This window comes from Corynebacterium sp. HMSC05H05 (genome assembly GCF_001807265.1).
Classification (GTDB): domain Bacteria; phylum Actinomycetota; class Actinomycetes; order Mycobacteriales; family Mycobacteriaceae; genus Corynebacterium.
Map to the genome: position 1 here is coordinate 62,580 of NZ_KV788371.1, position 13,799 is coordinate 76,378.

Annotated in this window: 15 protein-coding genes; 7 read left to right on the plus strand and 8 right to left on the minus strand. The window is 66.1% G+C overall.

The window, feature by feature from the left end:
- Nucleotides 1-19 precede the first annotated feature (19 nt).
- Nucleotides 20-910, minus strand: coding sequence for an NAD(P)H-dependent flavin oxidoreductase (locus tag HMPREF3151_RS01635; RefSeq protein ID WP_070473050.1), 891 nt, complete (start codon nt 908-910; stop codon nt 20-22).
- Between HMPREF3151_RS01635 and pth the strand changes: the two genes are divergently transcribed.
- Nucleotides 909-1,487, plus strand: coding sequence for an aminoacyl-tRNA hydrolase (gene pth / locus HMPREF3151_RS01640; protein ID WP_083290118.1), 579 nt, complete (start codon nt 909-911; stop codon nt 1,485-1,487). The two genes, HMPREF3151_RS01635 and pth, sit on opposite strands and share 2 nt — an antisense overlap.
- A 10-nt stretch (nt 1,488-1,497) precedes the next feature.
- The gene (locus tag HMPREF3151_RS01645; RefSeq protein ID WP_083290119.1) at nt 1,498-2,067 is read left to right on the plus strand and encodes a DUF6891 domain-containing protein; all 570 of its coding nucleotides are present in this window, start codon (nt 1,498-1,500) and stop codon (nt 2,065-2,067) included.
- On the opposite strand, the gene HMPREF3151_RS01650 is transcribed toward HMPREF3151_RS01645, so the two are convergent.
- Nucleotides 2,064-2,603, minus strand: coding sequence for an NADPH-dependent FMN reductase (locus HMPREF3151_RS01650; protein ID WP_070472682.1), 540 nt, complete (start codon nt 2,601-2,603; stop codon nt 2,064-2,066). The two genes, HMPREF3151_RS01645 and HMPREF3151_RS01650, sit on opposite strands and share 4 nt — an antisense overlap.
- Nucleotides 2,604-2,650: 47 nt before the next feature.
- Between HMPREF3151_RS01650 and HMPREF3151_RS01655 the strand changes: the two genes are divergently transcribed.
- The gene (locus HMPREF3151_RS01655; protein ID WP_070472685.1) at nt 2,651-4,282 is read left to right on the plus strand and encodes a peptide chain release factor 3; all 1,632 of its coding nucleotides are present in this window, start codon (nt 2,651-2,653) and stop codon (nt 4,280-4,282) included.
- Here the strand turns inward: HMPREF3151_RS01655 and HMPREF3151_RS01660 are convergent.
- Genes HMPREF3151_RS01660 through HMPREF3151_RS01680 form a run of 5 tightly spaced genes read right to left on the minus strand, consistent with a single transcriptional unit; the run spans nt 4,279 to nt 9,151 of the window.
- Nucleotides 4,279-5,151, minus strand: a complete 873-nt coding sequence (locus HMPREF3151_RS01660) for a patatin-like phospholipase family protein (protein ID WP_070472687.1) — start codon at nt 5,149-5,151, stop codon at nt 4,279-4,281. The genes HMPREF3151_RS01655 and HMPREF3151_RS01660 overlap by 4 nt on opposite strands.
- Complete coding sequence (bioD, locus tag HMPREF3151_RS01665) at nt 5,148-5,825, minus strand: dethiobiotin synthase (protein ID WP_070472690.1); 678 nt, start codon at nt 5,823-5,825, stop codon at nt 5,148-5,150. The genes HMPREF3151_RS01660 and bioD overlap by 4 nt, the downstream gene beginning before the upstream one ends.
- Nucleotides 5,822-7,087: an adenosylmethionine--8-amino-7-oxononanoate transaminase gene (locus HMPREF3151_RS01670; protein ID WP_070472691.1), complete on the minus strand. Its 1,266-nt coding sequence runs from the start codon at nt 7,085-7,087 to the stop codon at nt 5,822-5,824. The genes bioD and HMPREF3151_RS01670 overlap by 4 nt, the downstream gene beginning before the upstream one ends.
- Before the next feature lie 48 nt (nt 7,088-7,135).
- Nucleotides 7,136-8,020 (minus strand): SDR family oxidoreductase, encoded by an 885-nt coding sequence (locus HMPREF3151_RS01675; protein WP_070472693.1) that lies wholly within the window; start codon nt 8,018-8,020, stop codon nt 7,136-7,138.
- Between the two features lie 27 nt (nt 8,021-8,047).
- A complete protein-coding gene (locus HMPREF3151_RS01680; RefSeq protein WP_070472697.1) occupies nt 8,048-9,151 on the minus strand; it encodes a YihY/virulence factor BrkB family protein in 1,104 nt (367 codons plus the stop codon).
- A gap of 153 nt (nt 9,152-9,304) precedes the next feature.
- On the opposite strand from HMPREF3151_RS01680, the gene HMPREF3151_RS01685 reads away from it, so the two are divergent.
- Complete coding sequence (locus HMPREF3151_RS01685; protein WP_083290133.1) at nt 9,305-10,363, plus strand: HNH endonuclease; 1,059 nt, start codon at nt 9,305-9,307, stop codon at nt 10,361-10,363.
- A gap of 25 nt (nt 10,364-10,388) precedes the next feature.
- Entirely contained in the window at nt 10,389-10,781 is a 393-nt protein-coding gene (locus tag HMPREF3151_RS01690; RefSeq protein WP_070472702.1) for a hypothetical protein, read from the plus strand.
- Here the strand turns inward: HMPREF3151_RS01690 and HMPREF3151_RS01695 are convergent, their stop codons facing one another.
- Nucleotides 10,782-12,287 carry a DASS family sodium-coupled anion symporter gene (locus HMPREF3151_RS01695; RefSeq protein WP_070472705.1) on the minus strand — a complete coding sequence of 502 codons (1,506 nt, stop codon included), beginning with the start codon at nt 12,285-12,287 and terminating at the stop codon, nt 10,782-10,784.
- A gap of 122 nt (nt 12,288-12,409) precedes the next feature.
- Between HMPREF3151_RS01695 and HMPREF3151_RS01700 the strand changes: the two genes are divergently transcribed.
- Nucleotides 12,410-12,595, plus strand: a complete 186-nt coding sequence (locus tag HMPREF3151_RS01700; RefSeq protein WP_070472707.1) for a hypothetical protein — start codon at nt 12,410-12,412, stop codon at nt 12,593-12,595.
- Nucleotides 12,592-13,797, plus strand: a complete 1,206-nt coding sequence (gene pepT / locus HMPREF3151_RS01705) for a peptidase T (protein ID WP_070472710.1) — start codon at nt 12,592-12,594, stop codon at nt 13,795-13,797. The genes HMPREF3151_RS01700 and pepT overlap by 4 nt, the downstream gene beginning before the upstream one ends.
- Nucleotides 13,798-13,799: the final 2 nt, after the last annotated feature.

Consider the following 13,799-nt stretch of genomic DNA (forward strand, 5'->3'; position numbering starts at 1 on the left):
CTAACATCGCTGCCACCGGTTAGGGCGTTAACATCCGCTGGATCTCGCGCGCCGGTGCGGCCATGAGTTCGCCTCGGTCCACGCCGACGAGGCAGTAGTCGTTGTCTCTGGTCATGGGCCGCAGGTACGGGTAGGTCGGCGGCAGGTCCGGGTGTTCGCGGGTGAACGCGGTTTCCAACCCGCTCGCCCACCGCCCAGAGAACGCGCGCGAGACCACGGCGGGCGCGTCCGTGCGCAGCAGGTCGCGGTTGCGCGCGCTGGTGCCGGCTTCGTCGGCGAGCAAAAATGCGGTGCCGCAGGCGACAGGGACGCCAAGCGTTTCGACGTCCTCCGGTCCCCGCACCCCACCCGCCGCGATCACGGGCCCATCCGCGAGCGCGAGAAGCTCCTCCAACGTCCGCTGGTCCGGGTCCTCGTGCTGGTCCCAGGTTGCGCGGTGACCGCCGGCACGCGGGCCCTGGACGATCACGCCGTCGACGCCCCTGCGCTTCGCCTCGGCAATCTCGGCAGGGCTGGTCACCGTCGCCCACGCCTCCGAGCCCGCGGCGTGCAGCTGGGCAATCTCGGCTTCGGTGAAGCAACCGAAAGTGGACGAGACCACGGCGGGTGCAGCGTCGAGGACGAGCGCGAACTTCTCCGCGTAGTCGGACGAGACGTCCGGGACTTCTTGGTGGAGGCGGCGGGCGACCGTGAGGACGTCATCAGGCTTTGGCTCCCGCTGGGGCACGAAGAGGTTGGCGCCGAACGGCGGCTCGCACGCGGCGAGCCACTCGCGGGCCTGGGCGACGGTGCAGGTGCCGAGCGCGATGAACCCGAAGCTCACCGCGTTGACGAGTGCGGGCGTGGACGGTCCGCCGGCCATGGGTGCTGCGATCACTCGTGGAAACTCCATGGCTAGAGTATGCGTCATGTTCGGATTCTTCAGGCGCAAACGCACCCCCAAGCTGGAGGCGCAGTGGCTCGTGGTGGGGCTGGGCAACCCGGGCGACAAATACGCCGCTACCAGGCATAACGTGGGCTATATGGCGCTGGACGAGCTGGCCGACGAGCTTGCGCCGGTGCCGGGAGTCAAAGCGCTGGTGCAGGTGCGCGACCGCGTCGCCTACGCGCGCTCGACGACGTACATGAACACCACCGGCGAGGCCGTCGGCCCGCTGGCGGCGCAGCTGGGCGTGGCGCCGGATCGCATCATTGTGGTGCACGACGAGCTGGACCTGCCCGCCGGGAAAGTGCGCGTAAAGCTCGGCGGTAACGAAAACGGCCACAACGGGCTGAAATCCATCACTGAGCACCTGGGCACCCGCGACTACCTGCGCGTGCGCATGGGCATCGGGCGCCCGCCGCAGGGCATGAGCGTGCCGGACTGGGTGCTCTCCCCCATCGAGGGCGACATTTCCGGCCAGGTCGCGCTCGCCGCAAAGGCCGTGCAGTTGATTGTCAGCGAAGGCCTAGGAAAGGCACAAAACGTGATCCACGCAATACGGTAGGTTGTGGGGCATGACCCGCCATGCCATGTTCGACAGCAAATACCCGCCCGCGCCCGGCCTGTTTGAACCCGACGAGACCACCAGCGAAATCTGCCTCCAGCTCTGCCACGGTTGGAGCTCCAGCCACATTGAAAGCTGGCTGGAAGATAACGAGCGCCCGACAGACCTCATCGACGAAGTCCGCGAGGAATACGCCCGCTTCGTCCCCGAGGCCTCCGAGGATGCCAAGCGCATCGAGGCCCTGCGCGAGGCGCTGGCGAAGCGCGACCTCTCGTTTTCCTTCGACGACGGCTACGACAAGGGCGAGGCCGCCGAGGACGGCGCCGACCTGGCCCGCGAAAAAGGCCGCAAGGGCTACGCCTACTGCACCATGCAGGACGTGGACAGTGTCATCCACACCGGCGAGCTCCTATTCGGCTTCAGCTCCCTGGACAACCCCGGCGACGAATCCGACGCCGAGATCGGCCAGACGGTCGTCGACGCGCTTAAAGAGGTCGGCTTCACGCCTGAGTGGAACGGCAAACAGACCGGCCGCATCACATGCGAGGGCCTGAAGTTCGAGCTCCCGCTGGCGGACTAGCCCAGCTCGGCCTCTAGGTCATCCAGCGCGCGCGTGAGCGCCGCCTGCTTGTGCTCGCGCGGGGCGAGCTCGCCATCCTCGACGTCCTCGCCGAAAATGTTCAGCGCCAGCTGGTTGCGGATGCCGCGCATGGACAGGTTCGCAACAATCTGGCGCCAGTGCTCGACCGCGCGCACGCCGCCGTCGGCGCCGTAGCCCACAAACGCCACCGGCTTACCGGCCCACTCGCCGAACAGCGAGTCGAAGGCGTTTTTCATCGTCCCCGGGATGGAGTGGTTGTATTCCGGGGTGACAAAGACGAACCCGTCGCAGGCGTCGACGGCCTCGGACCAGGCGGTGACGGCCGGGTCGTCGTACTGCTTGTTCGCCGCGCCCGGCACAACCTCCGCGATGAGGTGCGGCACGTCGAATTCGGCCAGGTCGAGCAGGCGGTATTCTGCGTCGCGCTCGGCGGCGGCGTCCATCACCCAGGCGCCGATTTGCTCGCCGATGCGGCCGGTGCGTACAGATCCAAGAAACACTCCGATTGTTGTCATGGACACGACTGTACTTGGCCGGAGGTGCGTCGATAAGCTAGCTGCTTATGAGTACCGTTTCCGAGGCCGCGCGCCGCCGCACATTCGCCGTCATCGCCCACCCGGACGCCGGTAAGTCGACGATCACGGAGGCGCTGGCGCTGCACGCGCACGTCATTTCGGAGGCGGGCGCGGTGCACGGCAAGGGCAACCGCAAGTCCACCGTGTCGGACTGGATGGAGATGGAAAAAGACCGCGGCATCTCGGTCGCGTCCTCGGCGCTGCAGTTCGAGTACGCGCCCGACGGCCACGAGGGCGAGCCGTACGTGGTCAACCTGGTGGACACCCCGGGCCACGCGGACTTCTCCGAGGACACCTACCGTGTGCTTTCCGCCGTCGATGCCGCAGTGATGCTTATCGACGCAGCCAAAGGCCTCGAGCCGCAAACCCTGAAACTGTTCCGCGTGTGCAAGGCCCGCGGGCTGCCGATTGTCACCGTGATTAACAAGTGGGACCGCGTGGGCCGCGAGCCGCTCGAGCTTGTGGACGAGATCGTCTCCGAGATCGACCTGCAGCCGACGCCGCTGTACTGGCCGGTGGGCGAGGCGGGCGATTTCCGCGGGCTCGCGCACGTCTCCCGCGACGGCGACATCGACGGGTATGTGCACTTCACGCGCACCGCCGGCGGCTCCACCATCGCCCCGGAAGAGCACTACTCCCCCGACGAGGCCCTGGCGAAAGAAGGCGACGCGTGGGACACCGCCGTCGAGGAGGCGTCGCTTCTGCTTGAGGACGGCGCCGTGCACGACCAGCAGCTCTTCGAGCAGTGCATCACCTCGCCGATCATTTTCGCCTCCGCGATGCTGAACTTCGGCGTGCACCAAATCTTGGACACGCTGTGCGCCATCGCCCCCGCGCCCGAGGGCCGCGCCTCCGACCCGAAGGCTGTGGAGGCGTCCACTGCCGCGATGGACGAGCAGCGCGAGGTCGGCGACGACTTCTCCGGCGTGGTGTTCAAGGTCCAGGCCGGCATGGACAAAAACCACCGCGACACCCTGGCGTTCATGCGCGTGGTCTCCGGCGAGTTCGACCGCGGCATGCAGGTCACGCACGCGCAGTCCGGCCGCAGCTTTTCCACGAAGTACGCGCTGACGGTGTTCGGCCGCAACCGCGACACCGTGGAGACGGCGTACCCGGGCGACATCATCGGCCTGGTCAACGCTGGCGCGCTCGCCCCCGGCGACACGATCTACGCCGGCAAGAAAGTCCAGTTCCCGCCGATGCCGCAGTTCGCGCCGGAGCACTTCCGCACGCTGCGCGCGAAGTCGCTGGGCAAGTACAAGCAGTTCCGCAAGGCGCTGGACCAGCTGGATGCCGAGGGCGTGGTGCAGATCCTGCGCAACGACGCCCGCGGCGACGCCGCCCCCGTCATGGCCGCGGTCGGCCCGATGCAGTTCGAGGTCATGCAGGCGCGCATGGAAAACGAGTACAACGTTGAAACCGTCACCGAGCCGATCCCGTACTCCGTGGCGCGCCGCACGGACGCCGAGTCCACCCCGGAGCTGGGCCGGCAGCGCGGCGTGGAGATCTTCACCCGCACCGACGGCGAGCTCATCGCCCTGTTTGGCGACAAGTGGAAGCTCGCGTTCGTGGAGAAGGAGCACCCGGAGCTGACCATCGAGCCGCTCATCGCTGACTAGCGCTTCGCGGTGAGGAACTCGCGCATCGCAGGCCAGTCGCGCTCCACCTGCGCCTGCCCGGCCGCGTAGTTCGCCCGCAGCTTCTCCGCGTCGAGCTCGGTGGACTCCACTCCCATCGCGTCGGGGTAGAAGATGTAGGCGTTTCCGGCGGCGGCTTCGTCGATAAGCGACTGCTTCGCAGCGTTGTAAATGCCCGGCCGAGCCACCATTGCGTCGGCGACTTTCGGCGTGTTGCGCATGATGCGACGCACGGCGCGCTCGCGCTTTTGCGGCCCCTTGACGTAGTCGCGCGGGCGGGTGAGCACGGCCACAAAACGGGTGTAGCCGGCGGCGCGGGCGGCGTCGATAAGCAAACCGCCCGAGGTGCCCAGCGCGCCGTCGACGTAGGGCACGCCGTCGATCTCGCGCATCTTCATCAGGACCGGCATCGTCGACGACGTCCGCGCGGCGAGGGCGACATCCTCCAAAGTGCGCAGGTCGTCGCGGTTAAACGCCACCGTCTCCCCTGTGTCGGCACGCACGGCCTCCACGTGGACCTCCTCGGTGGTCCGGGCAAACGCGTCAAAGTCGAACGGCAGGACGTCCTCGGATTGCTCGTACGCCCATTCGCCGTTGATCAGGCCCTTGCCTCGCACCACAGAGCGCCAGCCGCCGAACTTGGGGTTACCCGGAAACTCCGTGAACGCGTTCTCGGAGCGCCACGTGTCACGGGAGGCGAAGTTCAACGCGTGGATCGAACCGGCGGAAATGCCGCCGACCCAGCCGAACTGGACCTCCTCCGCGATGAGCTTTTCCACCACAGGGGCGGTGTACGAGTTGCGGGTGCCTCCGCCCTCGAAGATGAGGGCGGTGTCGCGGGCGTCAATCATGCACGCGAGCCTACACGCACGGCCTCCCCGATCGCGTCCCAGGCGACCTCCGCGAATTCGGCCGCGTCGAGGCGCCCGCAGCCTTCCGGCAGGTGGCCCCAGTACTCGGCGCCGGTGACCTCCGGCAGCTCTTCGACGTTCAGCCGCGTGGGCAGGTCCGGGTTGTCCGGCATGCTGCCGCCGATGAGCCCCAGCACCTCCAGTCCCATGGCGCGGGCGTGGACGCACGTCAGCTCGGCGAGGTTCAAACTACCCAGGCCCAGCGAGGTCACCACCACCAGCGGCGCGCCTGTGGCCTGTGCAATGTCGGCGAGCGTGTAATCGTCTGCGAGCCGCACCAGCAGCCCGCCGGCGCCTTCGACCAGCACCACACGATCCGGGGCGTCGAGGCCACGGATCCATTCGGCGACCTCGTCCAGGCTCGGGGTTTGCATCCCCGCGCGCCGCGCGGCAAGGTTCGGCGCGAGCGGTTCCGGGTAGCGCCACCGCTCGAACGTCTCAATGCCAGCAAGCTTCTCGACGACTGACGCGTCCCCCTGCCCCGGTGCCTCCCCCGTCTGGATGGGTTTGGCGGCCACGACGTCGACGCCGCGGCGCTTGAGCACGGCCGCGACGGCGGCGGTGGCGACGGTTTTTCCCACGTCGGTGTTGGTGCCGGTGATGGCGATGATCATTTCGTGGCCTCCTTGACCGCTGCCGTAATACCCCGGCAGATCTGGGCGATGTCTTCCTCCGTGCAGATGTATGGCGGCATGACGTAGACCAGCCGGCCGAATGGCCGGACCCACACGCCGTCGGCCATGGCGACCTCGGTGGTCTCGCGCATGGGAGCGTCGCGTTCGAGTTCGACCACGCCAATGGCACCCAGCACGCGCACGTCCGCCACGCCCGGGGCGTCTGCTAGCGGTCGCAGGCCGCGCTCGAGGCCGGCCTCGATCCGGGCGACCTGCCCGCGCCACTGCCCCTCCGCCACCATCGCGACGGATTCAGCAGCGACCGCGCATGCGAGCGGGTTGGCCATGAAGGTCGGGCCGTGCATGAGCGCGCGCGGCTGCATGCCGGAGGCGATATTCTCGGTGGCCATGGTGGCGGCGAGCGTCATGAACCCGCCGGTCATCGCCTTGCCCACGCACATGATGTCAGGCACCACGCCGTTGTCCAGGGTGGTGAACAACTGGCCGGCGCGGCCGAACCCGGTGGCGATCTCGTCGGCGATGAGGGGGATGCCGGAGGCGTCGCAAAGCTGGCGTAGGCCCACAAGAAGTTCGGGGTCGTGGAAGCGCATGCCGCCGGCACCCTGGACCACTGGCTCGACGATCACACCTGCGATCTCCGGGGTGATCAGGCGCTCAAACCGCTCGAGGTACGCCGCACGCTCGGCGGCGGACGCCCCGCGCACCGGCGGTGCAGGCGCGAACACCTGGGGTTTCAGCGCGTCACCCCACATCGCGTGCATCCCACCCTCCGGGTCGCACACGCTCATGGTGGCGAACGTGTCCCCGTGGTAGCCGGAGCGCCAGGTCAAAAACGTGGTGCGCTCCGGATGACCCTGTCCGAGGGCGTACTGCAGCGCCATCTTCATCGCCACTTCCACCGACACGGACCCGGAGTCGGAGTAGAACACCTGGGAAAACTCCCCGCCAGTCAGCTCCAGCAGGCGCTGCGTCAACGTTGCCGCCGGTTCGTGGGTGAGCCCGCCGAACATGACATGGCTCATCTTCGCAATCTGCGTCTGTGCCGCCGCGACCAACCGCGGGTTGGAATGGCCGTGGATGGCGGCCCACCAGGAGGACATGGCGTCGATGAGCACGCGGCCGTCGGAAAGCGTGATGCGCGCACCGGCCGCGCTGTCGACAGGGTAGGTGAATTGCCCCGGCTCGGCGTAGGGGTGCCAGATGTGGGCGGCGTCAATATCGGCGATTTCTCGGGTTTGCATGAACTAGCACGGTAGCAGCTCATGCCACGTTTTGAACACTGTTCAGTGCTACGGAGTTAGCGCACCGCCAGTGACCGCGAGCGTCTCGCCGGAGATGTAGGAAGCGTCCTCGGACGCGAGGAAGACGTACGCGCCCGCAAGCTCCGCGGGCTGACCCGGGCGGCCAATATCGGAGTCCTGCGCAAAGTTGTCAACTACCTCCTTTGGCTGCCCCTCGGCCGGCTGAATGACGGTCCAGATCGGCCCCGGCGCGACCGCGTTGACCCGGATCCCCTTCGATGGCAGCAGCTCACCAGAAAGCCCCTTGGCCAGATTGTTGAAGGCGGCCTTGGTCATGGCGTAATCCAGCAGCTCCTTCGACGGGCTGTACGCCTGAATAGACGTGGAAAAGATGATGGACGACCCCGGCTCCATGTGTTTGACCGCTTCCTTGGTCACACGGAAGGCGGAATAGATGTTGGTTTTCATCGTGGCATCGAAGTCCTCGTCGGAAATGTTGAGGATGCCGTCATTCCACACCTGGCGCGAAGCGTTGTTGACCAGGATGTCAATGCCGCCCAGGCCCGCGACGGTCTTTTCCACCACGGCCACGCAGTTGTCCAGTTCCTGCAGGTCGCCCGGGATCGCCACTGCTGTGCGCCCGGCGTCCTCGATGAGCTTCACAATGCGCTCCGCGTCTTCCTGCTCCTCCGGCAGGTAGGAAATGGCGACGTCCGCGCCCTCCCGTGCGAACGCGATGGCGGTGGCGGCGCCGATACCGGAGTCGCCGCCGGTGATGAGGGCGCGGCGGCCTTCTAGCTTGCCGGAGCCCACGTAGGATTCCTGGCCCAGGTCGGGCTCGGTGGCCATCTTCACGTCCAGGCCGGGATTGTCCTGGCGCGGCTCGGAAGGAAACTCGGACGGGTACTTTGTGCGAGGATCAGTCAACGTCATGCCACCAAGCTACCGACGCGCCGGTGTTCAACTGTCCAAAATTTCACCGGCGGCCCGGTCGGTCCAGCGCCGCATTTGCAGCCTTCCTGCAGCGCCCCTGCTGGAGCGCGGCGGCGCCTGGATGCAGCGGCGCGAATCCATCCCTGCCTGCAGCTCTTTGGCGCGCAGCACTTCGGCGTCGATCTTCACGCCCATCAGCAGCACTACGTTGACGGTCCACACCAAAACCAGCACCGCCAGCACCGTCCCGAACGCGCCGTAGGTGCTGCGCACCCCGACCAGCTTCAGGTACCAGCCAAAACCCACCCACAGCGCGCTGGCCACCGTGAGCGCCAGCGCCGAGCCGAGCGTAAGCACCCGGAACCGCCCCGGCCGGACGTTCGGCGTGAAGTGGTAGAGCACGCTGACCAGCGCGACTGCCACCACGGCAATCACGGGTCCACGCAGGTAGTCCCACACGGGCAGGAAGATCGAGGTGAGGTACTCCAGCTCGTCTTCCAGCCGCAGCGGCCGTGCGATGGGGCCGAGGACGGCGTTGACGATGCCGTCGGTAAGCAGCGCGCCCAAAATAATCACTACCGCGCCCACGACGAGCACAAGCGTGACCAGCCACATCGTCGCCCACGTGACCACAATCGGGCGGCCCTCGGTGCGGCCGTACATGAGGTTGGCGTTGCGCGAAAACGACCGCACGTAGCCCGAGGCGGACAGCAGCGAGATCAGCACCGAAACCACAAGGGCAATCGTGCTTTGCGACGGCGTCCCGACGATCGACAGCACCAGCGCAAGCGCATCTTCCTGCAGTTCCGCCGGCACGTACGAGCGGATCAGCTCGGCGAGCAGCGAGTCCGGGGCGTCCTCCTCGCGCGGCATGAGCAGGCTGAAGATGGAATAGGAAGCCAGCAGTATCGGCGCTACAGACAGCAGCGTGTAGTACGTCATCGCGGCAGCGCGGTCCACCATGGCGTCGTTGGAAAAATCGGTGACGATGCGGCGCAGCACCGATTTCCAGCCAGCGCGCGTGAGGCGGGTGCCCAGCGGGGATACGTAGTCGTGCGGGGAGACGACCACGTCGCCGGTGCCGTACGGCATGACCAGCTCAGCGCGGTATGTGGTGCCCTTTTCTGCCATGTCAGACACTGTAACCGGGGTGCGGCGGGGAAACTGTGCGCGGGTTCCCAGTGTTTCCAAATCTGTGGATAACTCGCCGCCGCACGCAGAGTTATCCACAGATTTCGTTTGCAAGGCCTTGCGGGGTTGCTTTTTGCGTTTATGTTTGCCCGCATGAGCTTCCAACACTTCGTCCAAAACCGCCCGACCGTCGACCATCTTGAACACTTCGACCGCGACACCGCACTTTCCATCGGCATGAACCCGACCACCGCCACCGCCTGGCAGCAGTTGGAGGCGGTGTACTTCGGCCGCACCAGACGTGTCAAACAGCAGCGCAAAGCGTTAAACAGAGCCCGCGAAGGGGACTTCTCCGTGGAGCAGCTGGCCATGATCGAGCGCCGGTTAAAGCCCATCACGCACGAGGGCACGCGCTGGCGGCTGCGTTTGGCACTGCTCAAGGCGTCGAAACGGTACAAATCACTCGAACGCGCCGCGAAGAACCTGATTCCGGCGGTGAAGAAGCCGCGGAAAGACTCCATTTCGTTTTCTAAGTCCGTCGACGGCAAGCGGGTGCTGCACATCATCTTCGACGAGCGCTTCCTCGCCGACCTCGAGGCGGCCCTGCGCCGCGGCATCGACACCTCCAAACCCGCCGGTCCGCAGATGCTCGAGCGTTTCGTCGCATTGCTTCGCTACGGCGACTCCGTCCCCGCCGCCGCTCCCACCCCACTTATTCTGGTGCCGCTTGAGGACCACGTCCGCATCCTCGCCGGCGACGGCGACGAGACGATCCTAGGGCTGACCGACGGCACCACCATCACCGGCGCCGAGTGCCTGCAGCACCTCGCCGGCGACAAACTCCAGGTCGCGCTATTCCACCCGGAGGAAGGTGCGGTGAACCTGTATACGGGCCAACGCCACGCCAACTGGAAGCAGCGCATCCTGGCCATGGCAACCTCGCCGGTGTGCCTGGTGCCCGACTGCCGCCACGCCGCCGACTACTGCGAGGTGCACCACGTCGTGCCGTGGAAGCACGGTGGCGAAACAAACATGAACAACCTGGCCATGCTGTGCCCGTACCACAACCGAACGAACGACGATGACGAGTACATCAATAAGCGCGGCCGGGTGCGCTTCATCGGCGGGATGCCGGTGTGGGTCTCACCCAGGGGCTATGCGGTGCCGAACCCGTACCACCAGTTCGGGGCGATGCGCCTGCTCTTTCACTAGCGGCGGTCCTATACACTCGGCGGGCATGGGACTTCTCAGTCGCGCGCGCCAACTCCTCGGCCTCGGCCACACGCCGCTGGTGGATTTTCCGGACCGGTATGAGCCTTTGGACGTCGACAAGCTTGAGGTGCACACCGCGAAACTTTCCCCCGACACCGAGGAGAAGATGGTCATTGTGTCCACCTCGGCGGCCGCGCTCGAGCACATCGCCGCAGGTAGCGCGGTGCAGCTGCGGCACGAAGGCGAGCGCGACGTCACCTTCGTGCCGGTGGACCGCGAGGCAGTGCCGGTACTGGACCCGAAACTTGGGTGGATCATCCCGGTCACGCCTGCGACCGCAGCGGAGCTCTCCACATTGCCGAAAGGCCCAGGCGAGCACGAACTATCCGCGCTGCACCTGGGCCTGATCCTGGAGTAGCTAGAGCAGACCGATCCAGTTCCAGTACGTCGCCGACAGCAGCAGGATGAGCAGGTAGCCCACGATCGTCAGCGGGATACCGGTGCGCAGGAACTGCTTGGCGGTAAACGCACCGGTGCCGTAAGCCAGCATGTTCTGCGGCGCGGAGACCGGCAGCAGGAAGCCGAAGCAGATGACGAACTGCTGGATGATGACAAAACCGATGCCGTTGTTGGGCACGTCCAGGGTGGCCGCCAGCGCGATGAACACCGGAATCAGCGCGGACGCCAGCGAGGTCGCCGAGGCGAAGCCCAGGTGAATCAGGATGTTAAACAGGCTCACCAGCGCGATCGTGGCAACGATCGGCATCGATGCGAGGCCGATGGCGCCGAACGTGGCCTCCGACAGCCAGGTCGCCGCACCCGTGTCCAGCAGGAACTTGCCCAGGGAGATGCCGGCCGCGAAGACGACCAGGGTGCCCCAGTTGATGTGCTCCTGCGCGTATTTCCAGTCCATCACGCCGATAATCGGGGTGAGCATGATGCCCACCGCGACGATGGTGATGGTGGCCGAGCTGATCGGGTGCAGCACACCTTCGGTCGCCCAGAACAGCAGCAGCGCGACGGCGATTGCGGTGAGGCGCTTTTCGGCGCCGGTCATCGGGCCCATCTCTGCAAGCTGCTTCTCGACGAGCTCACGCCCGCCCTCAATCTCCTCAGCCTCCGGCTTGATCGCCCAGCGCATAATGAAAAACAGCGCGATCGACATCAACACAGACCACGGCGCGGCCCACAGGAACCACTGGCCCCAGGAGACGGTTTGGCCCAGTTGGTCCTCGATGAAGCCGACGGCAACCAGGTTCTGCGCCGCGGCGGTCTTGATGCCGACGTTCCAGATGGACACCGCCTGCGTCGCGGTAATCACTAGCAATGCCGCCAGCTTCGACTCTTTGGCCAGGCCGAACGCGGCAACCATACCCATCAGGATCGGCACCACAGCGCCGGCGCGGGCCGTTGCGGAGGGGACGAAGAACGCCAGGATGATGGAGATGGCAATCGCGCCGATGACGATATTGGAGACCTTCTCGCCCGCAGTCTTGAGCACGTAGAGCGCCAGCCTGCGGTGCAGCCCCGTGGCCTGCATGGCCGTGGCCAGCGCGAGTGCCGCACCGACCAGCGCCACCGCGGACGAGGAGAAGCCGCTCATCGCGATGCTCAGGCCCTTGGACGCGCCGACCGCCTGCCCGGTCTCCGGGTCGGTGGCGAATGTGAGCATGATCGCGATCAGGCCGACGATGATCACGGCGGAAACCGAGTAGGACACCGCCTCGGTGACCCACATGATCACGGCGAAGGCCAGCATGCCGAGTGCGATCTTTGCCGGCATGGCCAGTCCCGCGATCGGCAGCATCACCACGACGCCGAGTGCCACAAACGCCAAGATGAACGCGATGATCTTGCCGGTGTTGCGTTCTTTTTCCACGGGTTGTTGCTCTGTGCTTGCTGCAGGTGTGACTGCTGTGGTCACTGTGCCCCTCCTTGATTCGGTTGTTATATACCTGACGCTAGTCACTCCTATAATGCCTGCAAAATGGGATGTTCGTACGGTTAGCCGGAGGTGCGCTAAGAAGCGGGCGTAGCATCGGCGGCATGCATTTAAGCTCGCAGCTGACCTACAACATGCACCACGGCGCGGAAGATCTGCGCATCATGCTGACCACCGACATCACGAACAATTTCCTGCCCGCTTCCTGGCAGGAATCGCTTTCTGACCTCAGCTTTTCCGTGATCGGCCTGTGGGATTCGATTGTGCGCGGCGTCGGGGTGCTGCTGTGACGCAGCAGCACCTTACCGAGCGCTTCCTGCGCTACGTGCGCACCGAAAGCCAGTCCGACGCCGCCGCGGCCGCGGTCCCCTCCACCGACAGCCAGTGGGCGTTTGCGCGAATGCTTGTCGGCGACCTCACGGCCGCCGGCGCCACCGACGTGCATCTGTCGGACACGTGCGTGGTCACGGCGAAGATTCCGGGGGCGGGCACGGGGCCGTCGATAGGCTTTTGCTCGCACATGGACACGGTGGACGTGAACCTCTCCCCCACGGTAAACCCGCAGGTGACCGAGTACGCGGGCGGCGACCTGCGCCTGGGTGAGACGTGGATGCGCGCCGACGAGCACCCCGAACTCGCAGCCTATGTCGGGCAGACGATCCTGCATACCGACGGCACGAGCGTGCTCGGCGCCGACGACAAGGCCGGCGTCACCGCGATCATGGAGGCGGTCACCGCGCTTGGCGGCCAGGCGCCCGCGGGGGATGTCTACGTCGCGTTCGTGCCCGACGAGGAGATCGGACTGCGCGGCGTGCGCACCATCGACTTTGACCGCTTCCCCGTCGACTACGCCTACACCGTCGACGGCGGCGAGCTCGGCGAGGTGGTGGAGGTGACGTTCAACGCCGCCACCGCCACCATCGCGATCCAAGGGGTGAGCGCGCACCCGATGAATGCGAAGGGCAACCTGGTCAACCCGATCACGGTCGGCATGGACTTCGTTTCCCGGCTGGATCCGTTGGAAACGCCCGAGCACACCGAGGGCCTCGAGGGCTACATCTGGTGCAATCACATCGAGGGCAACCAGTCCACCTGCACGCTGAGCCTGAGCATCCGCGACCACGACCGGGCCAGCTACGAGGAGAAGAAGAAGCGGGTGCGTTTGCTTGCCGACGAGCTCGCCCACGCCCACCCCCGCGCCACCGTCACCTGCACCATCGAGGACGTCTACGGCAACATCTCGGACGCGAAAACGCCGGACAACGCCGTGGCCTCGCAGCGTTTGCGCGCGGCAATGGAGCGGCTGGGCATCGAGGCCAAGGAGCTGGACATGCGCGGCGGCACCGACGGCGCGTGGCTGTCCAACCAGGGCATTTACACGCCGAATTACTTCACTGGGGCGCACAACTTCCACTCGATCTACGAGTTTCTGCCAGTGCCGTCGCTGCAGCGCTGCTACGAGCTCACGCTCGCGCTCATGCGCGGCGAGTAGCC